A 21,828-nucleotide genomic window follows, 5' to 3' on the forward strand; every position below is an offset into this window, starting at 1 on the left:
ATACCAGATATAAAAATCAAACGGAAGAGATTAGTTTTCAATACACAAAAGGCATATTGGGTGGAAAAATCGGTGTTATATTTTATGATATGACCACAATTTATTTTGAAAGTGATCATGCGGATGAGTTCAGAGTAACTGGTTTTTCAAAAGAAGGCAAACATCAACATCCTCAGATTTATCTTGGATTACTGGTTGGCAAAAATGGTTACCCCATTGGTTATGATATTTATGAAGGGAGTATTTATGAGGGGCACACGCTCATCCCTGTTTTGGAGCGATTTGAGAAACGATTTGATCTTAACAAACCCATTGTGGTTGCAGATGCAGGATTGTTGTCATCAGATAATATTACCGACCTGAAAGAAAATGGATATAGCTTCATTCTTGGGGCCAGAATTAAAAATGAGTCAACAAAAGTAAAAAAGCAAATTCATCAACTCAGTTTAACCGATGGACAAATTAAAAAATTACTCAGACCTGACAATACTACCCTATTTGTCAGCTATTCTCAGAAAAGGGCAAAGAAAGATGCATATAACCGGGAAAAAGGCCTAAAACGCCTGGAAAAAAACCTCAAAGCGGGCCGCCTCACAAAGAGCAACATTAACAACAGGGGTTATAATAAATATCTGCGGCTTGAAGGAACAATAAACATAGAAATTGATTATCAAAAGTTTGAAGATGATCAAAAGTGGGACGGATTGAAAGGGTATATTACCAATACAACTTTCACAGGAAAAGAGGTGATTGAAAATTATCAAAACCTATGGCTTATCGAAAGAGCCTTTCGAATATCAAAAACTGATTTGAAAATCAGACCTATATATCATCGAATAAGAGAGCGAATAGAGGCTCATATTTGCATATCGTTTGTTTCATACCTTTTATTCAAAGAACTTGAGAGGGTTTTAGCTGAAAATCAAACAAACATATCTGTCAATCAAGCTGTAAAGCAAATCAACAAAATGTATGAGGTTATTTTCCAATACGCAAACGGCAAAAATCAAAAGGTTTTACTAAAAAACAACCCAACCCAAGAACAAATAATGAATATAATTAACAGCCAGTTTTGAAAATGGGTGTCCTATCCGGAAAACAGGAGGCTTTCTTCTCTATTATTTTGCTGATTTTTTATGCTTTTGCAAATCATTCCGCTCTGTCACAGTCCTACGAAATCGTCGGCACAAACCAGACAATTTTCTATGATAATTCCGCAGAAATCTTAGCCCCTTCAACGAGTCAGGCTTTTTACGGACAGGATGCCATGTATCCGGGAAACATACCTTCTTACACGGATCATGGGGACGGAACAGTCACGGATAATGTCACAGGACTCATGTGGCAGCAGTCTGCCGATTTGAACGGCGATGGAACGATAAATGTGGCTGATAAATTCAGCTATCAGAGTTCCCTTATTTATGCTGATACGCTGGCTTTGGCGGGATATACCGACTGGAGGTTGCCGACGATCAAGGAATTATACTCTCTCATTCTATTTAGCGGTCTCGATATCAGTGGTCCAAATCCTACGGTTTTTGTACCTTTTATCGATGATGAAGTGTTTGAGTTCGGATATGGCGACGAGAGTGCCGGTGAAAGACTCATCGATGCCCAGTATGCAAGCTTGACTCTTTATGTATCAACCTCCATGGGGGGTATGGAGACCATGTTTGGTGTTAATTTTGCCGATGGGAGGATTAAGGGATACCCATTAACGATGCCCGGGGTGGGGGATAAACTGTTCTATGTAAAGTGCGTTAGAGGTGGACAGAACTATGGCGTAAATTCATTCAGCAATAATGGGAATGGAACCATAAGCGATAATTCCACAGGTTTGATGTGGACACAGGATGACAACGGGGAGCCTCTTTCCTGGGAGGAAGCTTTGGAGCATGCCGAAACATCAGTATTTGCAGGATATACGGACTGGCGCTTACCCGATGCAAAAGAACTTCAGAGTATTGTGGATTATACCCGCAGCCCAGCAACAACTTCTTCATCTGCAATTGATCCGCTTTTTAATTGTTCCCAGATTACCGATGAAGGGGGGAACCTCAATTTCCCTTTCTGCTGGACATCTACTACTCATGCTTCTGTTTCATCCACACCGGGAGAACAGGCAGTTTATGTCTGTTTTGGAGAAGCCCTGGGATGGATGGAAGAACCTCCCATGTCGGGCAATTATACATTGATGGATGTACATGGCGCCGGCGCTCAGCGCTGTGATTTTAAAACCGGCGACCCTGGCGGCTATCCATACGGCTTCGGCCCCCAGGGGGATGTGGTGAGAATAAAACATTATGTGAGACTGGTTAGAGATATAGCTTCTTCAGGAACAATAGAGAAAACAGAAAAGACTGGTATGAAAATTTATCCCAATCCTAACGACGGTAATTTTAAAGTGATGATCCCCAATGATACGGATAAAATCGAGATCACAACAATTACCGGACAGCCTGTCCTGATGTATAACCCCCATGGCCTGATAACTCTGGATCTGACTCTTCCCCAAAACGGGATCTATTCAATAACAGCCATGACAGAAACCTTAATGCAAACAGTGAAAGTGATTGTTGCCAGGTAAGCGAAATGTATTTTGCTTGTTGGTGTGATTATCAGAAAGTGAAAGATTGCAGGTTGCAGGTTGCAGGTTGCAGGGAGCAGGGAGCAGGGAGCAGGGAGCAGGGAGCTGGGAGCTGGGAGCTGGGAGCTGGGAGTATGTCATTATGATGCAAATTGTGTATTTTATATTTATTTAAATTTATATTTGTAAACAAAATGCCTCTGGGTCCCTATCCGCTAAGGCAATTGTTCATTATTCCCCTCGACTTAGCTCCCCTCGACTAAGCTCGGGGCAGGCTATTGTTCATTATTCATTGTTCATTGTTAATTGTATGAAGGTTTTGCGTTACATTCTTTCTATCCTTGCCGGCCTTGTTCTGGGCAGCATTGTGAATATGGCCATTGTCATGCTTAGCGGCCATATTATTCCTTTACCTGAAGGTGTTGATATGACTAATCTTCAGGAAGGGATCCGGTTGTTTGAGCCAAAGCATTTTATCATGCCATTCCTGGCCCATGCATTGGGAACACTTGTTGGAGCTTTTATTGCCACGCTGATATCAAAAGACCACAGGTTGCTGATGGCAATGATAGTTGGTTTGCTATTTTTGGCTGGAGGGATAATCAATGTGCTTCAGTTGAATGCACCGTTATGGTTTAATGCATTGGATCTTATTGCAGCTTATTTGCCTATGGCTTGGGCAGGATATGGAATTGCTGCCAAAATATGATTGAATAACTTTCACAGGATCTGTTGAGTGTGGTTTGATCAGATTTTTTATATTTGATCTTATGCACAAATACATTCTTTTATTGATCTTTACCGGGAATGTCATATTAATGGCGGGTCAGGATCTGTCACGGGTTGATTCTTTAAAAAATGCGGTTATTTTGGTTGGCAATGGCCCTGAAAAGGTTGATTTGCTGCTGGAACTTGCAGACATGATAAAGTCTGCTTCTCCTGAAGATGCTTTCCAATATACTTCCAATGCACTTCAACTGTCGGAAGCTATTTCTTATGAGGATGGTGCTTTGCAGGCGATGATTGCGCTTTCCCGGATTTACGATAGCAAGACCGAGCTTACTCGTTCTATTGAATATGCAAGCAAAGCGAGGGAAATTGCAGGCAGGTTGGACAGGCAGGATTACTATGCCGGGTCATTGCTCATTCTTGTTAATGGTTACCGACAACTGGGGGCATATGCAAAGAGTTCAGAACTTGCGTTTGAAGCCTTGAAGATATATGAACAAACCAATGATCATGTCGGTCAGAGTAATGCTTTATATCAGATCGGTGGACTGTATTTCCAGCAGCACGAGTATAAAAAGGCCAATGATTATAATTTAAAGTCACTGGAGTCTGCAGAAAGGGCAAGTTATCAATATGGAATGGCCAGGGCTTTGGCAAGTTTGGGGGTGACCTATGGTGCAACCGGCGAGCTTGATCAAGCCATTCATCTTTTGAAGCGATCTAACGAAATGTATATTCAAACCGGCAATTTCCCTGAAATGGTTTCCAATTTTAACAATATTACACAGGGTTTCCGGGAAAAAAACCAGCCCGATTCAGCTCTCCGGTATATCCGGTTAGCCCAGGAAGCCAATAAAAAACTGGGCTCAAACAGGAATTCTGCATATATATATTTTCACCTGGGGCATTATTACGCATCGGTGGGAGATGAAGAAAAATTTTTGCAATATATCCGAAAAGCATACGATGTTGGAAAAAAAACAGATATACTGACGATTCAACTGGAAGCGGCCGAAATACTCCGTAATATTTATAATAATTGTAACCTGGATTCTGCTTACAAATACCTCGATTTGTTGTATGTATTGAGTGACAGCCTCAATAGCCAGGATCTGATTACTCGCCTGGCCCGGCAGGAATTTTTATATGAACTGGAAAAAGAAGAACAGGAAAGGATTTTTAGGGCCAAACGCAAAGATCTCACCAACATAGTCCTGATCCTTGGACTTATTTCAGGGTTTATTTTTATATTATTGATTTTGCTCCGCTATCGCATACTTGTCAAATACTCCAGGCTCAGGCAGCAATATTTAACAGATGAACTTGATTTCAAAAACCGCGAATTAACCACCCACCTTGTTACCCTTATGCGCAGAAATGAAATGATTGAAGATATCCGGGAAAAGCTGTTAAAGATGAAGAAGAATGCCGTTAGAGAAGAGACCAGGACAACCTTGACCAATATTGTCAAGGAACTCAGGGATATTACTCAGGCCAGGGTATGGGAGGAATTTGAAAAACGATTTAAAGAGGTTCATAGCGCATTTTACGAAAACCTTAACCGTGTATTTCCGGATCTTACCCCTAATGAGCAAAGGCTTTGTGCTTTTCTTAAACTGAATATGTCAACTAAGGAAATATCTTCAATTTCAGGGCAAAGCAGCCGTGCTATCGAAATGGCGCGCTTCCGCCTGCGGAAAAAAATGGGGATAGTGAATAACCGCGATGTGAATCTGATAACCTTTATTTCCAGAATTTAATCTTTTGCGTAATTGATTTCCGTAGCAATGTCCCGGAGGCGATAAAATGAATCTGAGGATTTTTACAAATACCGTTATTCTCATAATAGTCTTGTAGGTATAGTATACTTTTTCCTGTGAAATTTAAAAATCCCCTTTTGATTAATTGATAATGATTTCATGATGGGTTGCAAATAGTTCGTGAAACTATAGTGATGAGAATATTCCGGATTGTGAAATTTTTGTGAAGTCTTGAAAATTGATATTACTTACATAAAGCCCGAAATTTGTATAGATCAACTTTTTTTAACAATAACTTATCTAAACTTCCAGATTATGAAAGTATCCAGTCCTTTTTGCAGGCAGTTTTTCCTGTTGCTTGCTCCGTTGTTCCTGACAATATTTGTGTTAAGCTTTACAACCCAGGCCCAGTATTGGTATTACAGCGATGTGGATTCGATCCCGCCGGGATACAATGGAAATGTGATTGGTACCGGTATGGCTTTTGATCAGGATGGCTATCCTCATATTTTTAATTACCATCCCCGTTTGTTTGGATCGAAATTGCATCACACCTGGTGGGATGGTTTTGGATGGCAGGATGAAGAGCTGGTAGGAGTGGGAACCGGAGGAATCAATACCGGGCCTGGTGTTGCCATTGATCCTGAAAACCACATTCATGTGGCATTCAGGAATGACCAGTACGGTATCAGTTATGGGTTTTTTGACGGAGAGTGGCAGTATGAGACCGTAGATGCAACGACAAACAGTGCCAGTTGGCTTCGCTTTACCATTGATTCCCAAAACAGGCCTCATATTGCCTATACAGGTGTTGACCAGGGAGAGCTCAGATATGCGTTCAAAGATAATGGAAACTGGAACGTTGAAGTGTTTCCCGGCGGCTTCGGTACCGTAGGGTCTATTGTTACCGATCAGCTTGATAATCCTCACATCCTGTCTTCCATGGCTTATTCTATTTACCGCTATTTTAACGGAACAGAATGGATTGTTGAAGATAACCTACCATTCAGCATGGATTCATATCTCGTCCTGGATGAAAACCAACAGCCCCATGTTAGTTTTTATTATACTGGTGAAGGTCTTTACGATTTGCGGTATGCTTATAAAAACGCTGGTGAATGGGTTTTTTCCGTGGTTGATCCCGGAACGCAACAAAACAAAATTGGTTGGGATAATATTATCCGTATTGATCAGGAAGGCGTATTTCATATTGTGTATTTTGCTCATAATGCCGGATTGGTTAAACATGCCTGGGGTTCAGACGATGCATGGAATACGGAAATTATTGATTATATAGACATATGGAATCCTGCAATAGATTTTATTATCGATAACAATTTGTTGTATATTTCTTATCATGATAATATTGAAGGCTGGTTGCGTTTGGCTTCAAGCGACCCGGTTGTAGGATTGCATGATATAAAAGGCATTCATGATAAGTCATACATGCAGATTAAACCGAATCCGTTCCGGGGAAAAACGAATATTGACGCATTCCTTGAAAATGAAGGAATCATCAGCCTTGATGTATATAATTCCACCGGTGAACATATCCTTTGTCTGGCCTCAGAAAACCTGAGTGCCGGCCGGCATAGCTTCACCTGGGATGCAAATGGAATGGACGGCAGGAATCTTCCTGCAGGGTTGTACCTGCTTATAATGAGGCACTCGTCAGGTCAGGAGTCTGCCAAAGCCATCATTTTCTGAAATCAGTCATTTGTACTGCCATCTTTGTTGTTATGATGCTGGAACAATAAGTGTTTTCCTGCCAGTTTAATGAAACTCTGCCACCTGTGCTGAATCAGATATCTTGACTATTCGTAATCCTCTATGTTATAGAAAAATATTTTCATACTCAAAGAATTTCTTTATTGTTGATGGGAGATGTATATGGTTTGCCGCTGTGTGATCATGGCTGCAACGATTACATTGCCAAACCATTCCGCAAAGAAGACCTCATCAACCTTATCCTGAAATGCTTCGGAAATTTGTAAGTGCACGAATAAGCGTATCTTTGAAAGTTTTTTGGTAAGATCAATTCAGGTTAAAAATGCAGAAAGGTTTATTTATTGCGTTTGAAGGTATTGACGGCTGCGGGAAAAGTACCCAGCTAAAGCTGCTTTGCGATGCCCTGGAGAAAAAAGGCCATAAAGTGTATCCTACCTGTGAGCCCACAGGAAGTCCTATAGGTTCATTGATCCGGGATATTTTCGGACACCGCATGGAGGCCGATCACAGGGTGATTGCAGGATTGTTCGTGGCCGACCGCCTCCATCATATCCTCAATAAAACCGATGGCCTCCTGAAAAAGCTAGAGGAAGGCTATACCGTAGTCTGTGATCGATACTACTTGTCTTCTTACGCTTATCAGGGAGTACATATGCCTCTTGACTGGGTCATTGAAGCCAATTCCCTGAGTGCTGCTTTGCTAAAGCCTGACCTTCACATCTTTTTAGATATATCTCCGGAGATCAGTATGGACAGAATTCAAAACGGCCGAAACAGTGTGGAGCTTTATGAAACCAGGGAAAATCTGCAAAAGGTACGGGATATGTACTTTAAAGCAATGAGCCGGCTGGAAGATAAAGAAGTGTTTTTTGTTACCAACGGAAACAGAAACCAGGATGACATTGCCCGCGACATATGGAGTGAAGTGTTATTTCACCTTACCCAAATCCAATAGTTATGTCTATCTGTTTGATATTGTGTATGAAGATTTACTTTGCACGCGGTGCAAAGTAAGCACTGAAGTATTATCTTGATATTTCATTGAGATTTTATTATATTTATCAGTCTGAATATTAATAGGCATACTCAGGATATGCGTTTCGAAAAAATCAACTCAAAGGCATTACGCATAGGGCTAATATACCTTGTGATCGGCTTATTATACATCCTGTTTTCCGATCGTATTGTAAATGAGATTTCCCAGGATGCCGATTATATTCTCAGGATACAGACCTATAAAGGCTTTGTCTTTATCGTTATTACCAGTGTAATTATATATTTGCTTGTTTACCAGGAACTTCTAAAACAAAGAAAAGCCAAAAATGAGCTCCTGGAACAAAATGCCCGATATGAGGCATTGAATGAACAACTGCGACAGATAAATACTGAGGTTGTTCTGGCAAAAGAGAAAGCTGAAGAAAGCGACAAGCTGAAAACTGCTTTCCTGCAAAACCTGTCGCACGAGATCCGTACTCCGCTGAATGCCATTACCGGTTTCACTGAGCTTTTAATGGACGATAATATGCCAATGGACAAAAGGAAACGGTTTGCAGAGATCATTATGAAAAGCAGCCAGCAATTATTGTCCATTGTTAGCGATGTAATTACCATGTCTTCTATTGAAACAGGGCAGGTGCGATTAAATATATCCAATGTAAATTTAAACCACATTATTTCAGGTCTTTCTGAAGTTTTTTCGGAGCAAGCTGCCGGTAAAAGGATTCGGTTAATTGCTAAAAAGGGTTTAAACGATCACGATGCTATGGTCAGCACCGATGGGGGTAAGATTACTCACATTCTAAGTAGTTTGATCTCCAATGCTCTGAAATTCACCATAGAGGGTTATGTGGAATTTGGCTATATGAAAAAGGAAAATGAGCTGGAGTTCTTTGTCCGCGATAGCGGAATAGGCATTGATAAAGACATGTTTGATAAGATATTTGAATATTTCCGCCAGGTAGATATTTCAAGCACCCGTACGTATGGGGGAACCGGGTTGGGGCTTTCCATTGCAAGGGGATTAGTTGGCATATTGAGCGGTAAAATGCAAATTGAATCGGAACCTGGAAAAGGATCCGCTTTCTGGTTTTCTGTTCCGTATAATCCAGTTGAGGTTTCATCACACTCCCACACAGAAAAGTTTCTTACCGGTAAAAATTTCACACTTCTTGTAGTCGAAGATGAATATTTTAATAGTTTATTGTTTGATGAAATGCTTGCGAATACAGGTATAAAGGTAGTTCATGCGGGAGACGGAAGGGAGGCCGTGGAGGTATGCAGAAACGACTCATCCATTGATATTGTCCTGATGGATATAAAACTACCCATCATGGATGGTTATACTGCCGCAGGTATCATCCGCAAAGAAAGACCAGGCCTCCCGATAATTGCCCAGACTGCCTACGCTCTGGAAAGCGAAATCAAAAAGTTTCAGGGTGTGTTCGATGGCTATATTACCAAACCTATTCATGAACCTGAACTAAATGAACTTTTAAGCATTCATATGAACCTCCATTAGACTATAACTATATTCCCGTAAAATTAAATACATGAAGTACAAGGTTTGCATATTGGATGTAAAACGAGGCACTATGCAGGAAAGTCTTGAAAAACTCATTAACCACCTTAATGAAGAAGTAATATCCGTTTTTCACAATATCAAGCCTACATTTCTGCCAATAAGTTCTACAGCTGAAGTTGAATTTTTACTTATCGTTAAAGGGCTTAAGTGAAAATATTGGATATATTGTTTCCTATGCAACTAAAAGGATTTACAATGGGTCATTTGGGCAGTAATTTGTAATTCTCAATATTATGAAGTCATTCTTAAAATGTCTGACATTGTTGATCTCAGCAATGTTATGCATTAATTTTCTGTTTTCCCAGAGTATCGAGGAAAGAATCATCGGGATAGCTCACGAAGTTTATTTTAAAATAGAAAGTGAGGATTTTTTTCGTGAATTTACTATTTCATATCCCCAGGATGACGCTGTTTTCATAAGTGAAGATGAAGATCTTACGATCCACATCGACTTCAGGCTGCTATTGAAAAATATGTCTAATAGCCCGGAAGTGTTGCCCTCTCCTTACGAACCCGGTATGCCGGTGGAAGTCGATTTTCCTGTTGATGCAGCCTGGTCGCCCGATGGAAATAGTTTTGCATTTATTAACAAACATAGTAACAACCTTGTGGTTTATGATGCAGCTACTTTGGAGGTTCTTGCGACCATTCCCACAGGAAGGGAGCCAATATGCCTGAGGATGACCTCGGATAAAGCATATGTGTGTTGTCATAAAGATCAGGAAGTATGGGTGATCTCCCTGGATGACTACAATCTGGAAAATATAATTTCTGTTGACGGAACTCCATGCCAGGTTGAAATCACGGCAGACGGGAAGACTGCCTATATAGCTTGCGATAAAGATTTCGATGGCAAAGTCATTGCATGGGACCTGAATTCCAATCAGCTTATTTACGAAATAAGCGAACCATTGATATACCACTGGTTAATGGCAGGGCCGTCAGGCAGGAAAATGTATGGGTTTACAAAATTTCACCTAGATCCCGATGGAGAGAAATTTGTTTCCGGTTATGCAGGCATAGGATGGCCTGTCATTTTTAATGCCAAAACGGGAAGCATTGAAAAAGTATTCAAAGGCATCTATCTGATGGGATGTAATTATTCTCCCACGGGCGATACCTTGTATATGTTTTCAACTCCGGAAGAAAATAAGATGATAATGTATCGCATCAATATGTCGGATTACAGTGTAATTGACTCCATACTTACGAATACAACCATGTACAGTATACCGCTTTTCTCTGATATTATAATCAGCCGAAACGGGGAGCGGGCTATTACTGCGGGTGACGGCTGTTGCATTTTTGACTTTGCTTCCCACACCTTACAACGTCCCAATGTGCCGGTTTCTGCATTATTGAATATTTTACAATCTAGAGATCGTGAATATGCAATTATTCCGGCGGAAAGATTTATATGGTTTATTCACATGGCAAGCGGGCAAGTATATACCAGTCAATATTCCGGAGTATTAACGGAAAACCCCGCGATTACAAGTCCGCTAGAAGACAAGATTGTTGCCGGAAATCTTCCGGATTATAATCTTATGGGCCAGGGGAATGAAATGCTATACTGTTTGGATTTCAATGATGTTACTAATGTAACTTGTTGTGGTTCTGTTTTATGCGGGGCAGCCCCCGAAGCAGATGTCCCATCATCTACGGTAATGACACCGGATGGAAGCAAGATTATTACCGCTAACATGCTTTCATTTAATATTACGGTCTTCGATGTGGAAATGAAAGAAGTAGATACCATCATTCAACTTTCAAAAGTGTCGGGGATACTCCCTTTACCAAATAACCAACAGATGATCGCATACGGGGCAAATGCCTCCGTTATTCATCTGATTTCCCTGGAAAGATATGAAACTGTTGACGTTCTTGGAACCGGCAACATTGATGAGGCATTATTATCATCCGATGGTCGTAAGGCTTATCTTATCGAATATTCCGGTGGATTTGCCAATATCTTAAAGGTCGGGTTAGAAGGAGATACCATGGACATACTGGATCAGGCATCGATTCCTGCCACCAGGGGAGTCTTTTATCAGTTTTTTGGGGAAGTATCTATTTATACAAAGGTTGCTCTAAGCCCCGACGATAAATACCTTTTGATAGGTTACAACCACCCATCACTGGGTAGTGTACTGAATATTGTAGATGCCCAAACCCTCGGAATGTTGACACAGGTTCCTATTCCTTATTATGGCATCTTTGATATTGTTTTCAGCGGAGATAATAAAAGAGTAGTCCTCCTTGGTTTTGAATCCGAAACGGCCATCATTTTCCTGGATGGTATTAATTCGTTTGTGGAGAACGAATTCAGCATTGAAAACTACAGTTTCTCGGGAGAATTCAATAGCTATGACGGAATGTTTTATGTCCTGAACTCCGGTAATTATCTTTATAAAGTGGATCCATTGACCGGAGAAATAGTGGATGTCATAAATCATGGAGAACCTCTGACCTGGAAGGTGAGGCTTGACAAAGATGGCAATCCCTTGATCTTGTCATCCTTCAATATGCTTTATGAAGGTGAAGCATATCCCATGCCCGGAATAACAGCGGATTTGCTATACAATGAATCCGCTGATATATTTGTGAGTTCGGTTCCCGGCCCTGATTGGATCTGCGTGTTTGATCCTTTGGAGGTTGGCCTCCGCCAATATCCCTTGTCGGAAACCCGTAACGATATTGTAGTTTATCCTAATCCGTCAAGCGGATTTGTAAACATCCGGTCTCTTCATCCAATCAAAAACATTAGAATCATTGATATGATGGGTAGTGAAGTTTGGAACGGGAACACAGATGGCTATGAAATTGCTATGAATATCGGGAGTCTTACTGCGGGTATTTACAGGATAAGCGTTTTGACCGAACAGGGATATAGCAACGGGGAAATCATTATAAAATAATCCTCGATATATTTTGTAATTTTGCTTTGTGGCTTTATTAAATAAAATATTGCGGAGTATGAAGTTCCTTTCTATTCTTTTAATTGGAACCTTTCTTCTGGTTTCCTGCGTGGATCGAAATGAAATCAGTTCTATCAATCCCGAAAACTGGGAAAAAAGGATAACGGACATACCTTTGGAAGATACCCTTTTAAAAGGCAGTTCTTATTTATCGGTTTACTCCCAGATATATGGCATGACGGAGCACAGAACCCATGATCTGACGGTTACGATTAGCATGAGAAATACAAATCTCAGGGATACGGTGTACATCAACAAGGCATCGTATTACAATACTGAAGGGAAATTGATCCGTACCTATTTCGATCGTTCTGTTTTTCTGCTACCCATGGAAACAGTGGAAATAATTATTGACGAAACCGACAGGGAAGGCGGTACGGGTGCCAATTTTGTCTTCGATTGGGCAATATTACCTGGTTCCAATGAGCCTTATTTCGAAGCGGTTATGATCTCAACTGCTAACCAGCAGGGGTTATCGTTTAGCACGAAAGGAATTAAAATCAAATAAACTAAACTAAACTAAACTTTCTTAACCGTCTAAACTATCTAAACTAATAGCAATCCTGGCATCCCCATAAGATCCTTGAGTCCGCTAAAAGCCACAATTACTAGTGCTGGCCAATGACAATCGATTACGACGGGACTTTGCTTTGATAGCAAATGCCTTGATCTTAACAATTCAACTCAATACGAAATAGCGCAAGAAAGCATAACAATAAAGAGTTCTGGTTGTTCTTAGGACAGCGTCTGGATGTCTCGAAGGCTTTCGAGTTTGTACAAACCTCTTCTTGATCTAAGATCGAAGAACAAACAATCTTTGATCGAAGATATTATCTGAGATCTATGATATCTGCGATCATCCAGAAACCAGAATCCGTTTTCCTGCTCTCTGTTACATTACCGATGTGATAATAGGCTGATTGGTAAATACTTCCTGCCGAGATGAATTAAAAGATGAAAGTCTAAGAAATATTCGGTAATATTGTCAATTAAACCTCATTCCTTAACACCACAACAGGAGTGCAATATCACTTGAATGAGGGTCAGTATTAACAGAATATGCAATGAAATTATAAATTGGAATGAAGATTACTTTAAGTAGAAAAAATATAACATTCAACCCGGATCCCAGCAGGGTGATTGCCCGTTTTCTTTTTACAAATGATCAAAGAGCTGTAAATACCATTCGATATATCCTGGAAATGCGTGAAGATGATGCTTCTTTTGCATTAAAACAGACTCTTAGGGATTACTCAATGCGTCACAGGAATATTACTAAAATATTTGAGAAGCATTTTAATAGAATTATCCATTTACTCCCACATTTAAGCATAAAGCCCGATTCAATTGATTATTCCAAACAAATTCTTATAGGTTCGTATTTTACCATGGAATATTCTATTGAATCAGTGGCTTTTTTTAACCCTTCGATGGTAGAACACCCGGATCAGACCGAGATCAAACCTGGTGAAAAGAGGGTTATTATTAGTTTCAGAGCTACAGGTGAAGGGCATATTTCATCCATTGTTTTCAGGACTGGCATACTTGATAAAACCAATAAACTTGCTCTTGAACCCATTGGTAAATTGCTGGAAGAAGCAGAACATATCCGGCGTCATACATACAATAAGAAAGCGTTTGCCCAAAAAATAGATGGCATGCAGGAAATGTATGGAATAATTCCTCCTGCCTTAATATTGGAAAAACTCAATGACGAGTTTACTTACGATGAATTTCGCAAATGTATCGACGAATCAAGAAAAACTATTCCATTGACAACTGAAAATGAATTTCTGTTTAATCAAATAATATGGCTCGCTTCATCGCATTATGAACTTCAGTTTTCATTGGATACCAATATCTCGGAAAGGGTTATTTTTCCTGTTTCGTCACATGAAAAAAATGGTGTTGAAGATGCCCGCTTTGTGAAGTTTATAGATGAAAACAACAAAACAACATATTATGCTACGTACACGGCTTACGACGGCACAACTATTCTGCCCAAAATTCTTGAAACAGAAGATTTCTATCACTTTAAGATAATGCCTCTGCATGGTGAAATTGCTCTGAATAAAGGCATGGCATTATTTCCAAGAAAGGTGAATGGAAAGTATGCAATGCTTTGCCGCTTAGATGGTTTTAACAATTATATAGCTTTTTCCGATAATATTACTGTATGGCGTGAGGCCAAATTGTTGCAACAACCAAAGTATTCCTGGGAGCTTATTCAAATCGGTAATTGTGGATCACCTATAGAAACTGAAGAGGGATGGCTGGTAATAACTCATGGTGTGGGCCCCATGCGTGAGTATGTATTGGGGGCTGCTTTATTCGATATCGATAATCCTGAAAGAGAAATAGGGAGATCGAAAACTCCGCTTTTAATTCCAAATGCTGAAGAAAGAGAGGGCTATGTTCCTAATGTAGTATATTCTTGTGGTTCAATGGTACATAACAAGGATTTAATCATTCCTTATGCTATGTCGGATTATTCCTCTACATATGCCTCTGTCAATTTAAAGGAACTTCTAAATGAATTAAAAAATTCAAAATAGTCACCATCTTTTTCTCTTCTGCGAGTAATTCGGTGCTTCTTTATATTTAATAAGAACCATTTCATTGAAAATGTGTGAATGATGTAACATATTCACACAGTAGTGTAATAGTTTTCGGATATGATAGATATACCTTTATGAGATGGAAACATTTCCATAAATCAAAATTTAAAAAAAATGAAAAATTTAATTTCAACGCTCTTTTTATCAATAATAGTAATGATTGGAGTAGTGTTTTCAAGCTGCCAGTCAAAAGTTAAAGACAAAGCCAGCGATAAGGCACAGAACACAGAAAATATTATAGCGGACACTCAAAATGATTCAGTAATAGCTCAGCAAGACACAATCACTGCCTATCAAGAATTCGTTAAAGAATCCGAAAAAAGGATGGATGCTTACGAGAAAGAGATTGCTGACTTAAAGCTTAAAATTGAAAAGAAGAATAAAGCAGATAAATCAAAGTATGAGGAGAAATTTGCACAACTGGAACAAAAAAGAGATACGTTAAAAACAAAAGTTATCGATTATAAAAATAAACAAATGGATGGTTTTTATGAAAAACAAGTTGAATTTAAAAAAGATCTGGATGATTTGGGCAGTGCTATTGCAAATTTCTTTGTGAAGGAAGAATAGGCTCAGATTTCTGTTTTATCCATTAAATAAATAAATTGAACTTTCAATTGTGTGGTTTTTTAAGACTTTTCAGGCTTGGCAAAGAAAAAAGGTTTTATATCAAATATCATTAATTTTATATTCAAGAAAACATCGGCCAAAATATTCAAAGCTATAAAAATGAGCACTGATCATAAAAGTTAATATCAAAACCAACTAATGGAAATGTTAATGAAAAGTCAAAAATAATTGAGAATTTTTAAAATTAAATTTACATCAATAAAAATAAAAAAATCATGAACCTCCTTTTTATAATAATTCCTATTGTATTAATATTCCTATTAGGAATAAGAATTGTTAGGCCAACTCATCGTGGACTTATTGAACGGCTAGGTAAATACCAAAAACTTGCCAATCCCGGTTTTCATTGGATAATCCCTATAGTTGACCGTATATTTATGGTAAACATAACGGAACAGATGGTTGATGCCGAGCCTCAGGAAATCATTACTAACGATAACCTGAATGCAAGTGTAGACGCCCAGGTTTACTTCCGTGTAAAACAAGATGAGGAAAGTATCAAGGGATCCACTTATGATGTTGACAATTATCAGTGGCAGATTGTAAATCTTGCCCGCACAACGCTTCGTAATATTATTGGCACCCTAACCCTGAAATCTGCCAACAGCGAGCGGGGGAAAATTAATACTGAACTGCATGAAACTTTACATAAAGAAACCAAAAGCTGGGGAATAGAAATTATAAGAACTGAACTTAAACAAATAGATCCCCCAACTGATGTGCAGGAAACCATGAATAAAGTAGTGAAAGCGGAAAATGAAAAAATTGCAGCCATTGATTCGGCCACAGCAGCCGAGACAGTTGCCGATGGTGTGAAACGTGCAAAAATTAAAGAAGCTGAAGGTTATAAACGTGCTAAAATTTTACATGCCGAAGGTGAAGCTGCGGCTATAAAACTGGTAAATGAAGCAGCCGATAAATATTTTATTGGAAATGCTCAATTATTAAGAAAGTTAGAAGCCCTGGAGGAATCCCTAGGAAGGAATACAAAAATAGTTATCCCGACAGGTTCTGATCTGGTAAATATTATCGGGGACATGGCAGGAATCGTGCCATTAGTTAAATAGCAATAATAAATTCTAAATTATATATTATGAACAAAGGAACAGTAAAATTTTATAATGATTCTAAAGGATTTGGGTTCATTAAAGATGCTGAATCGACAAAAGAGTATTTCGTACATTCTTCAGGTTTAAAAGAAAGCATATCTGAAAACGATGAGGTATCATTTGATTTACAGGAAGGCAAAAAAGGGTTAAATGCTGTAAATGTGAAATTGATTTAGCTTGCATAATCTCTTAGACGAGCAACATTAGCGATTAATATAAGTAAGTACGAAGGTATAGCGAATAATGCCCCCTCCCTGCCAGCAAGGAGGGGGCTTGGGTTGAGCATGCCGGAAAAATGAACAGGGTTTATTGCAATAATTCAGATAATATTTTTTCAATCATTGTATATTATATCTGACCGATATACAAAGATCAGATGGGGCTGAAAAATGGGACAGTTTTAAACACAAACTAAACCATGATCTAGAAGAACTGGGAAAAGCATTGAAAAGTTTTACACAACCAGGCAGTATCCCCAAAAGTGTGTAACTGGCAAAGTTATTCTGATTTTTTGTTGTAGTCGAAATGCTGTCATACCATACTTTTATTGCTTTCTTCTACTGTTTATTAGCTGCTGTCAATGCTAACTGGAGCTAATTATTGCCAGCTTCTCTTTTCACAACGTCTGCATGCTCTAATATTTCATTATAAACATTCAAATAACCCTCTGCCATTTTTTGGCGACTGAACATAGATGAAACCCACTTAGTACATTTAAACCGGTTTATAGAACCAATATTTTTTAATGCTTCGATAGCTTCATATGTATTAGATACTAAGAAACCTGTTTCTCTATGAATAATTAATTCGGGCATCGATCCAAGGTTAAATGCAATAACCGGAGTGCCGCAAGCCATGGCTTCAACTACGCTTAGTCCGAAAGGTTCCCTAAAGCTAATTGGATGCAATAGTGCACATGCCAGGCTTAAAAGTTTTAATCTCTCTTTCGGACCTGAATTGCCAACATATACAATATCGTCATTGTTAATAAAGGGTTGTACTTTTTCATTAAAATATTCCTGGTCTTGAATTAAGCCGGAAATAATAAGTTTTCTTTTTGATTTTTTAGCAATTTCAATAGCTTCGTAAGTTCCCTTATCAGGATGTATCCTGCCAAAAAACAACAAATAATCTTCCGGTTCGCGATTAAAAACAAACTCATCGATATTAATACCATTATATACAGTTGCGGCATAGGTAAGTTCCGGGTTGCGGTCGGAATCACTTATAGAAACATAGTGGGTTGTATTGTTGTATTTTTTATATACCGGTATAATTTTAGGGGATGAAAACCCATGTATGGTTGTAACCATGGGAGTTTTGATCAGTCTGGAATAGGAAAGCGGTAAAAAGTCAAAATTATTATGAATGATATCAAAATCATCTGCTTGTTCCATTAAATGACTGATATGCAGACATTCTGCTACTTTAGGGTCAATCGTTTTATCATTTGCACAAGGGCGTTCGCATACCGATGATAATACTCCTTTAGTGATGGAATCACCAGTTGCAAATAATGTTACATCAAGCCCTTTTTCTATTAATCCTTCGGCAATATTTGAAGCTACTTGTTCCCATGGCCCATATTTTAGAGGAGGCGTACGCCAGGTTATGGGCGAGAGTATTGCGATTTTCATTGCTATCAATTATTATATTTCTGTTATTATGTGAACGTTGCAGTTGACAATTGAAGTTGAGTGCTGTCGCTTCTCCGCTTATCCCATCGCAGGCCTTTTATTTTTCAGGCAATAATCAACCAAATCTTCAATCATAGCTGTACCAACGCACATCACTTTATCAGCTCCGCCCCAGTATATCTTAATACTTCCATCGTTTTCAGGAACCGTTCCACAGCAAAAGACCACATTGTGCACATATCCTGTAACTTCATAAGCTTCATCAGGTTGTAAAATCCATTCATCACCAACGGCAACAATTTTTGAAGGATCCTTCAGGTCGTGTAATGCTACACCTAATCTATAAACACTCCCGTCCATTGTAGGAAAGACACCATGGTAAATACTTAACCAGCCTCGGATAGTTTTTATAGGAGGTGCCCCTGGGCCTATTTTCATTTCATCCCAATGGTATTGCATGGGTTTCATAATCAGTTTCGATTGGCCCCAGTATATGAGATCGGGCGAATACGATATCCAGATTGACCAGGGCGATATTTCTGAATGAGGGCGATCGAGCCTGGCGTATAAACCACCTATTTTTTCGGGGAAGATAACCACATTACGATAGTCTGCCTCAGTAATAAGCGATACTCTTTCGATCGCCTGAAAATCTTTTGTTCTTGCTAAACCAATTCGAACACCGTGTTTCGAATAAGCACTATAGGTTATAAGGTATACCCCATCAATAAATACTATTCTTGGATCTTCGATTCCGTATGCCTCATATTCGCTAAAAATGCCATTTGTAGCCGGTATCATAAAAGGGTTTTTATCTATCCTGAAGTTAAACCCATCGTCGCTTACTGCTTTTCCTAAAATGCTGCGTCCGTTTAGTTTATGCGAACGGAATATCATCACATACTTACCATCGTGCTTTACCACAGCAGCATTATGCACCGTTGCTACCGGGTAGGGTACATCATCTTTGGTAAGAATGGGATTGTTTTGATACCTGTTAATTAACATGATTTGGTTTTTATAGTAAGAACATTTAAATAGATGGTTAAAGTTTTGATGACAAGTTGCTTTCAGGCTAAAGTCTCATACCACTTTCTATTGCTACTTCCCATTATGTATTCAATCCCAGTTTTCACCACTTAATTATACTTGTGATATTCCTCATAAGCCTGTAACACCGTTAAATGCGATATTAAATACGATAATGAGCTTTCGGCTCCCTGGTTGCGGTTTACTCCATAACTTTCAAAGCCATCGCAGCAACCTTTGGTTTCAAAATCGTACAAACTCAATCTAAGATCGTTTTCACCTAAAAACCATAAAAACGAAGTATATAGTTTGTTCAGGTACTCTTTGTCTTTAGTAATGTGAAAAGCCTGGTGATACATAAGGACCATGGCCATGGCATCAATTGGTTGTTGGGCAAATACAGAGCGTTCGCCGTCTTTCGTATACCACTTTTCGTTACCGATAATTGACAGGTAGTTTTCGTTTAAAGTGTGTTCGGTAAGAAATTGCATGGAATTAATGGCTGTTTCCAATACTTTATCCTCGTTCAGGATTTCCGCAGAATGAAGAAGTGCCAGGGGCAAAATGCCGTTATCATATGCAAGAAGCGCTTCAAACCATTTCCATTCATCAGATTCGTTTTCCTTGTAATGTTTAATCAGCTTATGGGCCAGGTTTCTAAGCCTTTCTGTCATGGAATCATCAGCAGGGTTTGCTTTAAGGTAATAGCACACCCCTATCATGGTATTTGCAATACCGCGTATGGATTTTAATATTTCGAAATTAGGGGCTGCATTAAAAAACATTAGCCGGCCTGTCTGGTAATAGGCATCGTTGGGCGCGTTTCCCATTAAATATCCAAGTGCCCAAATTGTGCGCCCAAAGGAATCTTCAGATCCAATATCATCAAGGTAGTTTCTGCTAAAGCTTAAAAAATTACGAAAGGTTCCATCCTTGTTCTGCATGTAATGGATATAACTCAGGTAAACAGGCGATAATTCTAATGCACGGGCATCCTTCATCTGCCGGTATGCCATTGATACCATTAGCAGAGCCCGGGCATTGTCATCGAGGCAATAGCCTTCTTTTAAATTGGGAATGCCAAACTTTGCGTGTTGGATAATCCCGGTATCGTCAGTTAGCCTGTTAATATGTATAAGTGAAAAAGGAGGCAGGATAAGCAAGTCCAGGATAGAGTCACTTTTTGTCATTTTATCGGCGCCTTGCATCAAAGCTTGCTCACCAATGGCAATATATTTTTCACCGATTTTTGGCCAGGTTATTTTCTTGCCATATTCACTGGCATTATATTTAAGCTTGTTTAGTTCAGCTGGATTGTCAAGAAGTTCTGTTATGATTGATCTAAGCTCATCTGAGTCGCTGAAATTAAATAGTCTTCCCCTTTTATCGGCCAACAATTCTGCGGCATGCCAGTATGGGGTCGAAATTACTGCCGACCCAACACCTATGGCATAAGCAAGTGTGCCACTTGTGATTTGGGCTTCGTTTAAATAGGGTGTAATATATATATCGGTAGCTGACAAATATTTAAACAGGTCTTTAACATTTAAAAATTCGTTTAAAAAAATCACATGATTTTCCAGTTGAAGTGTTTTAACAAGGCGCATTAAAAAAATCCGGTATTCCTCACCCGAATGCCTTAATACATTGGGGTGAGTTTTACCCAAGACCATATAAATTACATTAGGGTGTTTTTCGATCACCTTAGGCAAAGCTTTTATCACCGTTTCAATGCCTTTGTTGCGGCCAATAAAACCAAATGTTGTAAGTACTTTTTTATGTTCAAGCCTAAACTCTTTCTTTGAATTTTCAGCATTGAATTGCAAGTCAGGAACACCATGGTCTATAAAAGCAATTTTTTCTTCCGGAACGTCATAAATATTAATCAAAAAATCAATGGCCTTATGGCTCATTACCACAATTTTATTGGCCATTTTGCAGATTTCCTGCAAAACCGCCTTTTCATTGTAGGATGGAGTTTTCAATATTGTATGTAATGTAACAACTAACGGGATTTCCAAACGATGCAATAAGGGCAGAATATATACACCGTTCTGTCCGCCAAATATGCCAAACTCATGTTCGAGCACGCAAAGGTCTGCTCCGCTGTGATTGATGAATTTTACTGCTTCTATGTAATCTTCCTGATATTCCTGCCGGATAGTAAGTTTTACCTCTTCGGGGTATTCATAATTCCCGTTATAATCGTTTAGTGCTATAACAAAACCATTATTTGCCTCCTTTTTTTCTGAGTCACTGATTATAACAGAATTAAACAGGTTGTTAGTAAAAGTACCAATACCGCATTCTCTGGGGGGGTATGTTCCTATAAATGAAATTTTCATATATCTCGCTCTCCTTAAATCAGGCTATTCGCAATATATGTATATAAACATAATAAATGTTCAATACAGTTATAATCTTCAACCAAATGGATTATAA

17 protein-coding genes are annotated in these 21,828 nt (G+C 39.0%); 14 read left to right on the forward strand and 3 right to left on the reverse strand.

The window, feature by feature from the left end; all coding sequences use genetic code 11:
* The 14 genes from KKA81_05705 to KKA81_05770 form a co-directional block, all read left to right on the forward strand.
* On the forward strand, positions 1-1,076 hold a 1,076-nt coding region (locus KKA81_05705; GenBank protein ID MBU2650410.1), incomplete at its 5' end, for an IS1634 family transposase.
* Between the two features lie 2 nt (positions 1,077-1,078).
* Positions 1,079-2,587: a DUF1566 domain-containing protein gene (locus KKA81_05710; GenBank protein ID MBU2650411.1), complete on the forward strand. Its 1,509-nt coding sequence runs from the start codon at positions 1,079-1,081 to the stop codon at positions 2,585-2,587.
* Positions 2,588-2,897: 310 nt separating this feature from the next.
* Positions 2,898-3,296 (forward strand): hypothetical protein, encoded by a 399-nt coding sequence (locus KKA81_05715; protein ID MBU2650412.1) that lies wholly within the window; start codon positions 2,898-2,900, stop codon positions 3,294-3,296.
* Positions 3,297-3,357: 61 nt separating this feature from the next.
* A complete protein-coding gene (locus KKA81_05720) occupies positions 3,358-5,076 on the forward strand; it encodes a tetratricopeptide repeat protein (protein MBU2650413.1) in 1,719 nt (572 codons plus the stop codon).
* 315 nt (positions 5,077-5,391) lie between these two features.
* The gene (locus KKA81_05725) at positions 5,392-6,783 is read left to right on the forward strand and encodes a hypothetical protein (protein ID MBU2650414.1); all 1,392 of its coding nucleotides are present in this window, start codon (positions 5,392-5,394) and stop codon (positions 6,781-6,783) included.
* 343 nt (positions 6,784-7,126) lie between these two features.
* The gene (tmk, locus tag KKA81_05730) at positions 7,127-7,759 is read left to right on the forward strand and encodes a dTMP kinase (protein MBU2650415.1); all 633 of its coding nucleotides are present in this window, start codon (positions 7,127-7,129) and stop codon (positions 7,757-7,759) included.
* A gap of 138 nt (positions 7,760-7,897) precedes the next feature.
* Entirely contained in the window at positions 7,898-9,322 is a 1,425-nt protein-coding gene (locus tag KKA81_05735) for a response regulator (GenBank protein ID MBU2650416.1), read from the forward strand.
* Positions 9,323-9,353: 31 nt separating this feature from the next.
* Positions 9,354-9,536 (forward strand): hypothetical protein, encoded by a 183-nt coding sequence (locus tag KKA81_05740; GenBank protein MBU2650417.1) that lies wholly within the window; start codon positions 9,354-9,356, stop codon positions 9,534-9,536.
* Positions 9,537-9,618: 82 nt separating this feature from the next.
* On the forward strand, positions 9,619-12,303 hold the full coding sequence (locus KKA81_05745) for a T9SS type A sorting domain-containing protein (GenBank protein ID MBU2650418.1): 2,685 nt from the start codon (positions 9,619-9,621) through the stop codon (positions 12,301-12,303).
* 58 nt (positions 12,304-12,361) lie between these two features.
* The gene (locus KKA81_05750; GenBank protein ID MBU2650419.1) at positions 12,362-12,871 is read left to right on the forward strand and encodes a DUF3124 domain-containing protein; all 510 of its coding nucleotides are present in this window, start codon (positions 12,362-12,364) and stop codon (positions 12,869-12,871) included.
* Between the two features lie 574 nt (positions 12,872-13,445).
* Positions 13,446-14,918: a glycoside hydrolase family 130 protein gene (locus KKA81_05755; protein ID MBU2650420.1), complete on the forward strand. Its 1,473-nt coding sequence runs from the start codon at positions 13,446-13,448 to the stop codon at positions 14,916-14,918.
* A 177-nt stretch (positions 14,919-15,095) separates the two neighbouring features.
* Positions 15,096-15,551, forward strand: coding sequence for a hypothetical protein (locus KKA81_05760; GenBank protein MBU2650421.1), 456 nt, complete (start codon positions 15,096-15,098; stop codon positions 15,549-15,551).
* Positions 15,552-15,826: 275 nt separating this feature from the next.
* On the forward strand, positions 15,827-16,678 hold the full coding sequence (locus KKA81_05765) for an SPFH/Band 7/PHB domain protein (GenBank protein ID MBU2650422.1): 852 nt from the start codon (positions 15,827-15,829) through the stop codon (positions 16,676-16,678).
* Positions 16,679-16,704: 26 nt separating this feature from the next.
* Positions 16,705-16,896, forward strand: coding sequence for a cold shock domain-containing protein (locus KKA81_05770; protein ID MBU2650423.1), 192 nt, complete (start codon positions 16,705-16,707; stop codon positions 16,894-16,896).
* Positions 16,897-17,313: 417 nt separating this feature from the next.
* Here the strand turns inward: KKA81_05770 and KKA81_05775 are convergent, their stop codons facing one another.
* The 3 genes from KKA81_05775 to KKA81_05785 all read right to left on the reverse strand — a co-directional run bounded on the left by KKA81_05775 (position 17,314) and on the right by KKA81_05785 (position 21,731).
* Complete coding sequence (locus KKA81_05775) at positions 17,314-18,357, reverse strand: glycosyltransferase family 4 protein (protein MBU2650424.1); 1,044 nt, start codon at positions 18,355-18,357, stop codon at positions 17,314-17,316.
* A gap of 78 nt (positions 18,358-18,435) precedes the next feature.
* On the reverse strand, positions 18,436-19,365 hold the full coding sequence (locus tag KKA81_05780; protein ID MBU2650425.1) for a glycoside hydrolase family 130 protein: 930 nt from the start codon (positions 19,363-19,365) through the stop codon (positions 18,436-18,438).
* Positions 19,366-19,496: 131 nt separating this feature from the next.
* Positions 19,497-21,731, reverse strand: a complete 2,235-nt coding sequence (locus KKA81_05785) for a glycosyltransferase family 4 protein (GenBank protein ID MBU2650426.1) — start codon at positions 21,729-21,731, stop codon at positions 19,497-19,499.
* Positions 21,732-21,828: the final 97 nt, after the last annotated feature.

This window comes from Bacteroidota bacterium (assembly GCA_018831055.1).
Taxonomy (GTDB): domain Bacteria; phylum Bacteroidota; class Bacteroidia; order Bacteroidales; family B18-G4; genus M55B132.

What these genes read in the sequence shown, in the direction of transcription:
- KKA81_05775 (MBU2650424.1), bottom strand. Translation starts at nt 18,357, where the DNA reads ATGAAAATCGCAATACTCTCGCCCATAACCTGGCGTACGCCTCCTCTA.
- KKA81_05785 (MBU2650426.1), bottom strand. Translation starts at nt 21,731, where the DNA reads ATGAAAATTTCATTTATAGGAACATACCCCCCCAGAGAATGCGGTATT.
- KKA81_05720 (MBU2650413.1), top strand. Translation starts at nt 3,358, where the DNA reads ATGCACAAATACATTCTTTTATTGATCTTTACCGGGAATGTCATATTA.
- tmk (MBU2650415.1), top strand. Translation starts at nt 7,127, where the DNA reads ATGCAGAAAGGTTTATTTATTGCGTTTGAAGGTATTGACGGCTGCGGG.
- KKA81_05765 (MBU2650422.1), top strand. Translation starts at nt 15,827, where the DNA reads ATGAACCTCCTTTTTATAATAATTCCTATTGTATTAATATTCCTATTA.
- KKA81_05770 (MBU2650423.1), top strand. Translation starts at nt 16,705, where the DNA reads ATGAACAAAGGAACAGTAAAATTTTATAATGATTCTAAAGGATTTGGG.
- KKA81_05710 (MBU2650411.1), top strand. Translation starts at nt 1,079, where the DNA reads ATGGGTGTCCTATCCGGAAAACAGGAGGCTTTCTTCTCTATTATTTTG.
- KKA81_05715 (MBU2650412.1), top strand. Translation starts at nt 2,898, where the DNA reads ATGAAGGTTTTGCGTTACATTCTTTCTATCCTTGCCGGCCTTGTTCTG.
- KKA81_05740 (MBU2650417.1), top strand. Translation starts at nt 9,354, where the DNA reads ATGAAGTACAAGGTTTGCATATTGGATGTAAAACGAGGCACTATGCAG.
- KKA81_05725 (MBU2650414.1), top strand. Translation starts at nt 5,392, where the DNA reads ATGAAAGTATCCAGTCCTTTTTGCAGGCAGTTTTTCCTGTTGCTTGCT.
- KKA81_05760 (MBU2650421.1), top strand. Translation starts at nt 15,096, where the DNA reads ATGAAAAATTTAATTTCAACGCTCTTTTTATCAATAATAGTAATGATT.
- KKA81_05755 (MBU2650420.1), top strand. Translation starts at nt 13,446, where the DNA reads ATGAAGATTACTTTAAGTAGAAAAAATATAACATTCAACCCGGATCCC.
- KKA81_05735 (MBU2650416.1), top strand. Translation starts at nt 7,898, where the DNA reads ATGCGTTTCGAAAAAATCAACTCAAAGGCATTACGCATAGGGCTAATA.
- KKA81_05745 (MBU2650418.1), top strand. Translation starts at nt 9,619, where the DNA reads ATGAAGTCATTCTTAAAATGTCTGACATTGTTGATCTCAGCAATGTTA.
- KKA81_05780 (MBU2650425.1), bottom strand. Translation starts at nt 19,365, where the DNA reads ATGTTAATTAACAGGTATCAAAACAATCCCATTCTTACCAAAGATGAT.
- KKA81_05750 (MBU2650419.1), top strand. Translation starts at nt 12,362, where the DNA reads ATGAAGTTCCTTTCTATTCTTTTAATTGGAACCTTTCTTCTGGTTTCC.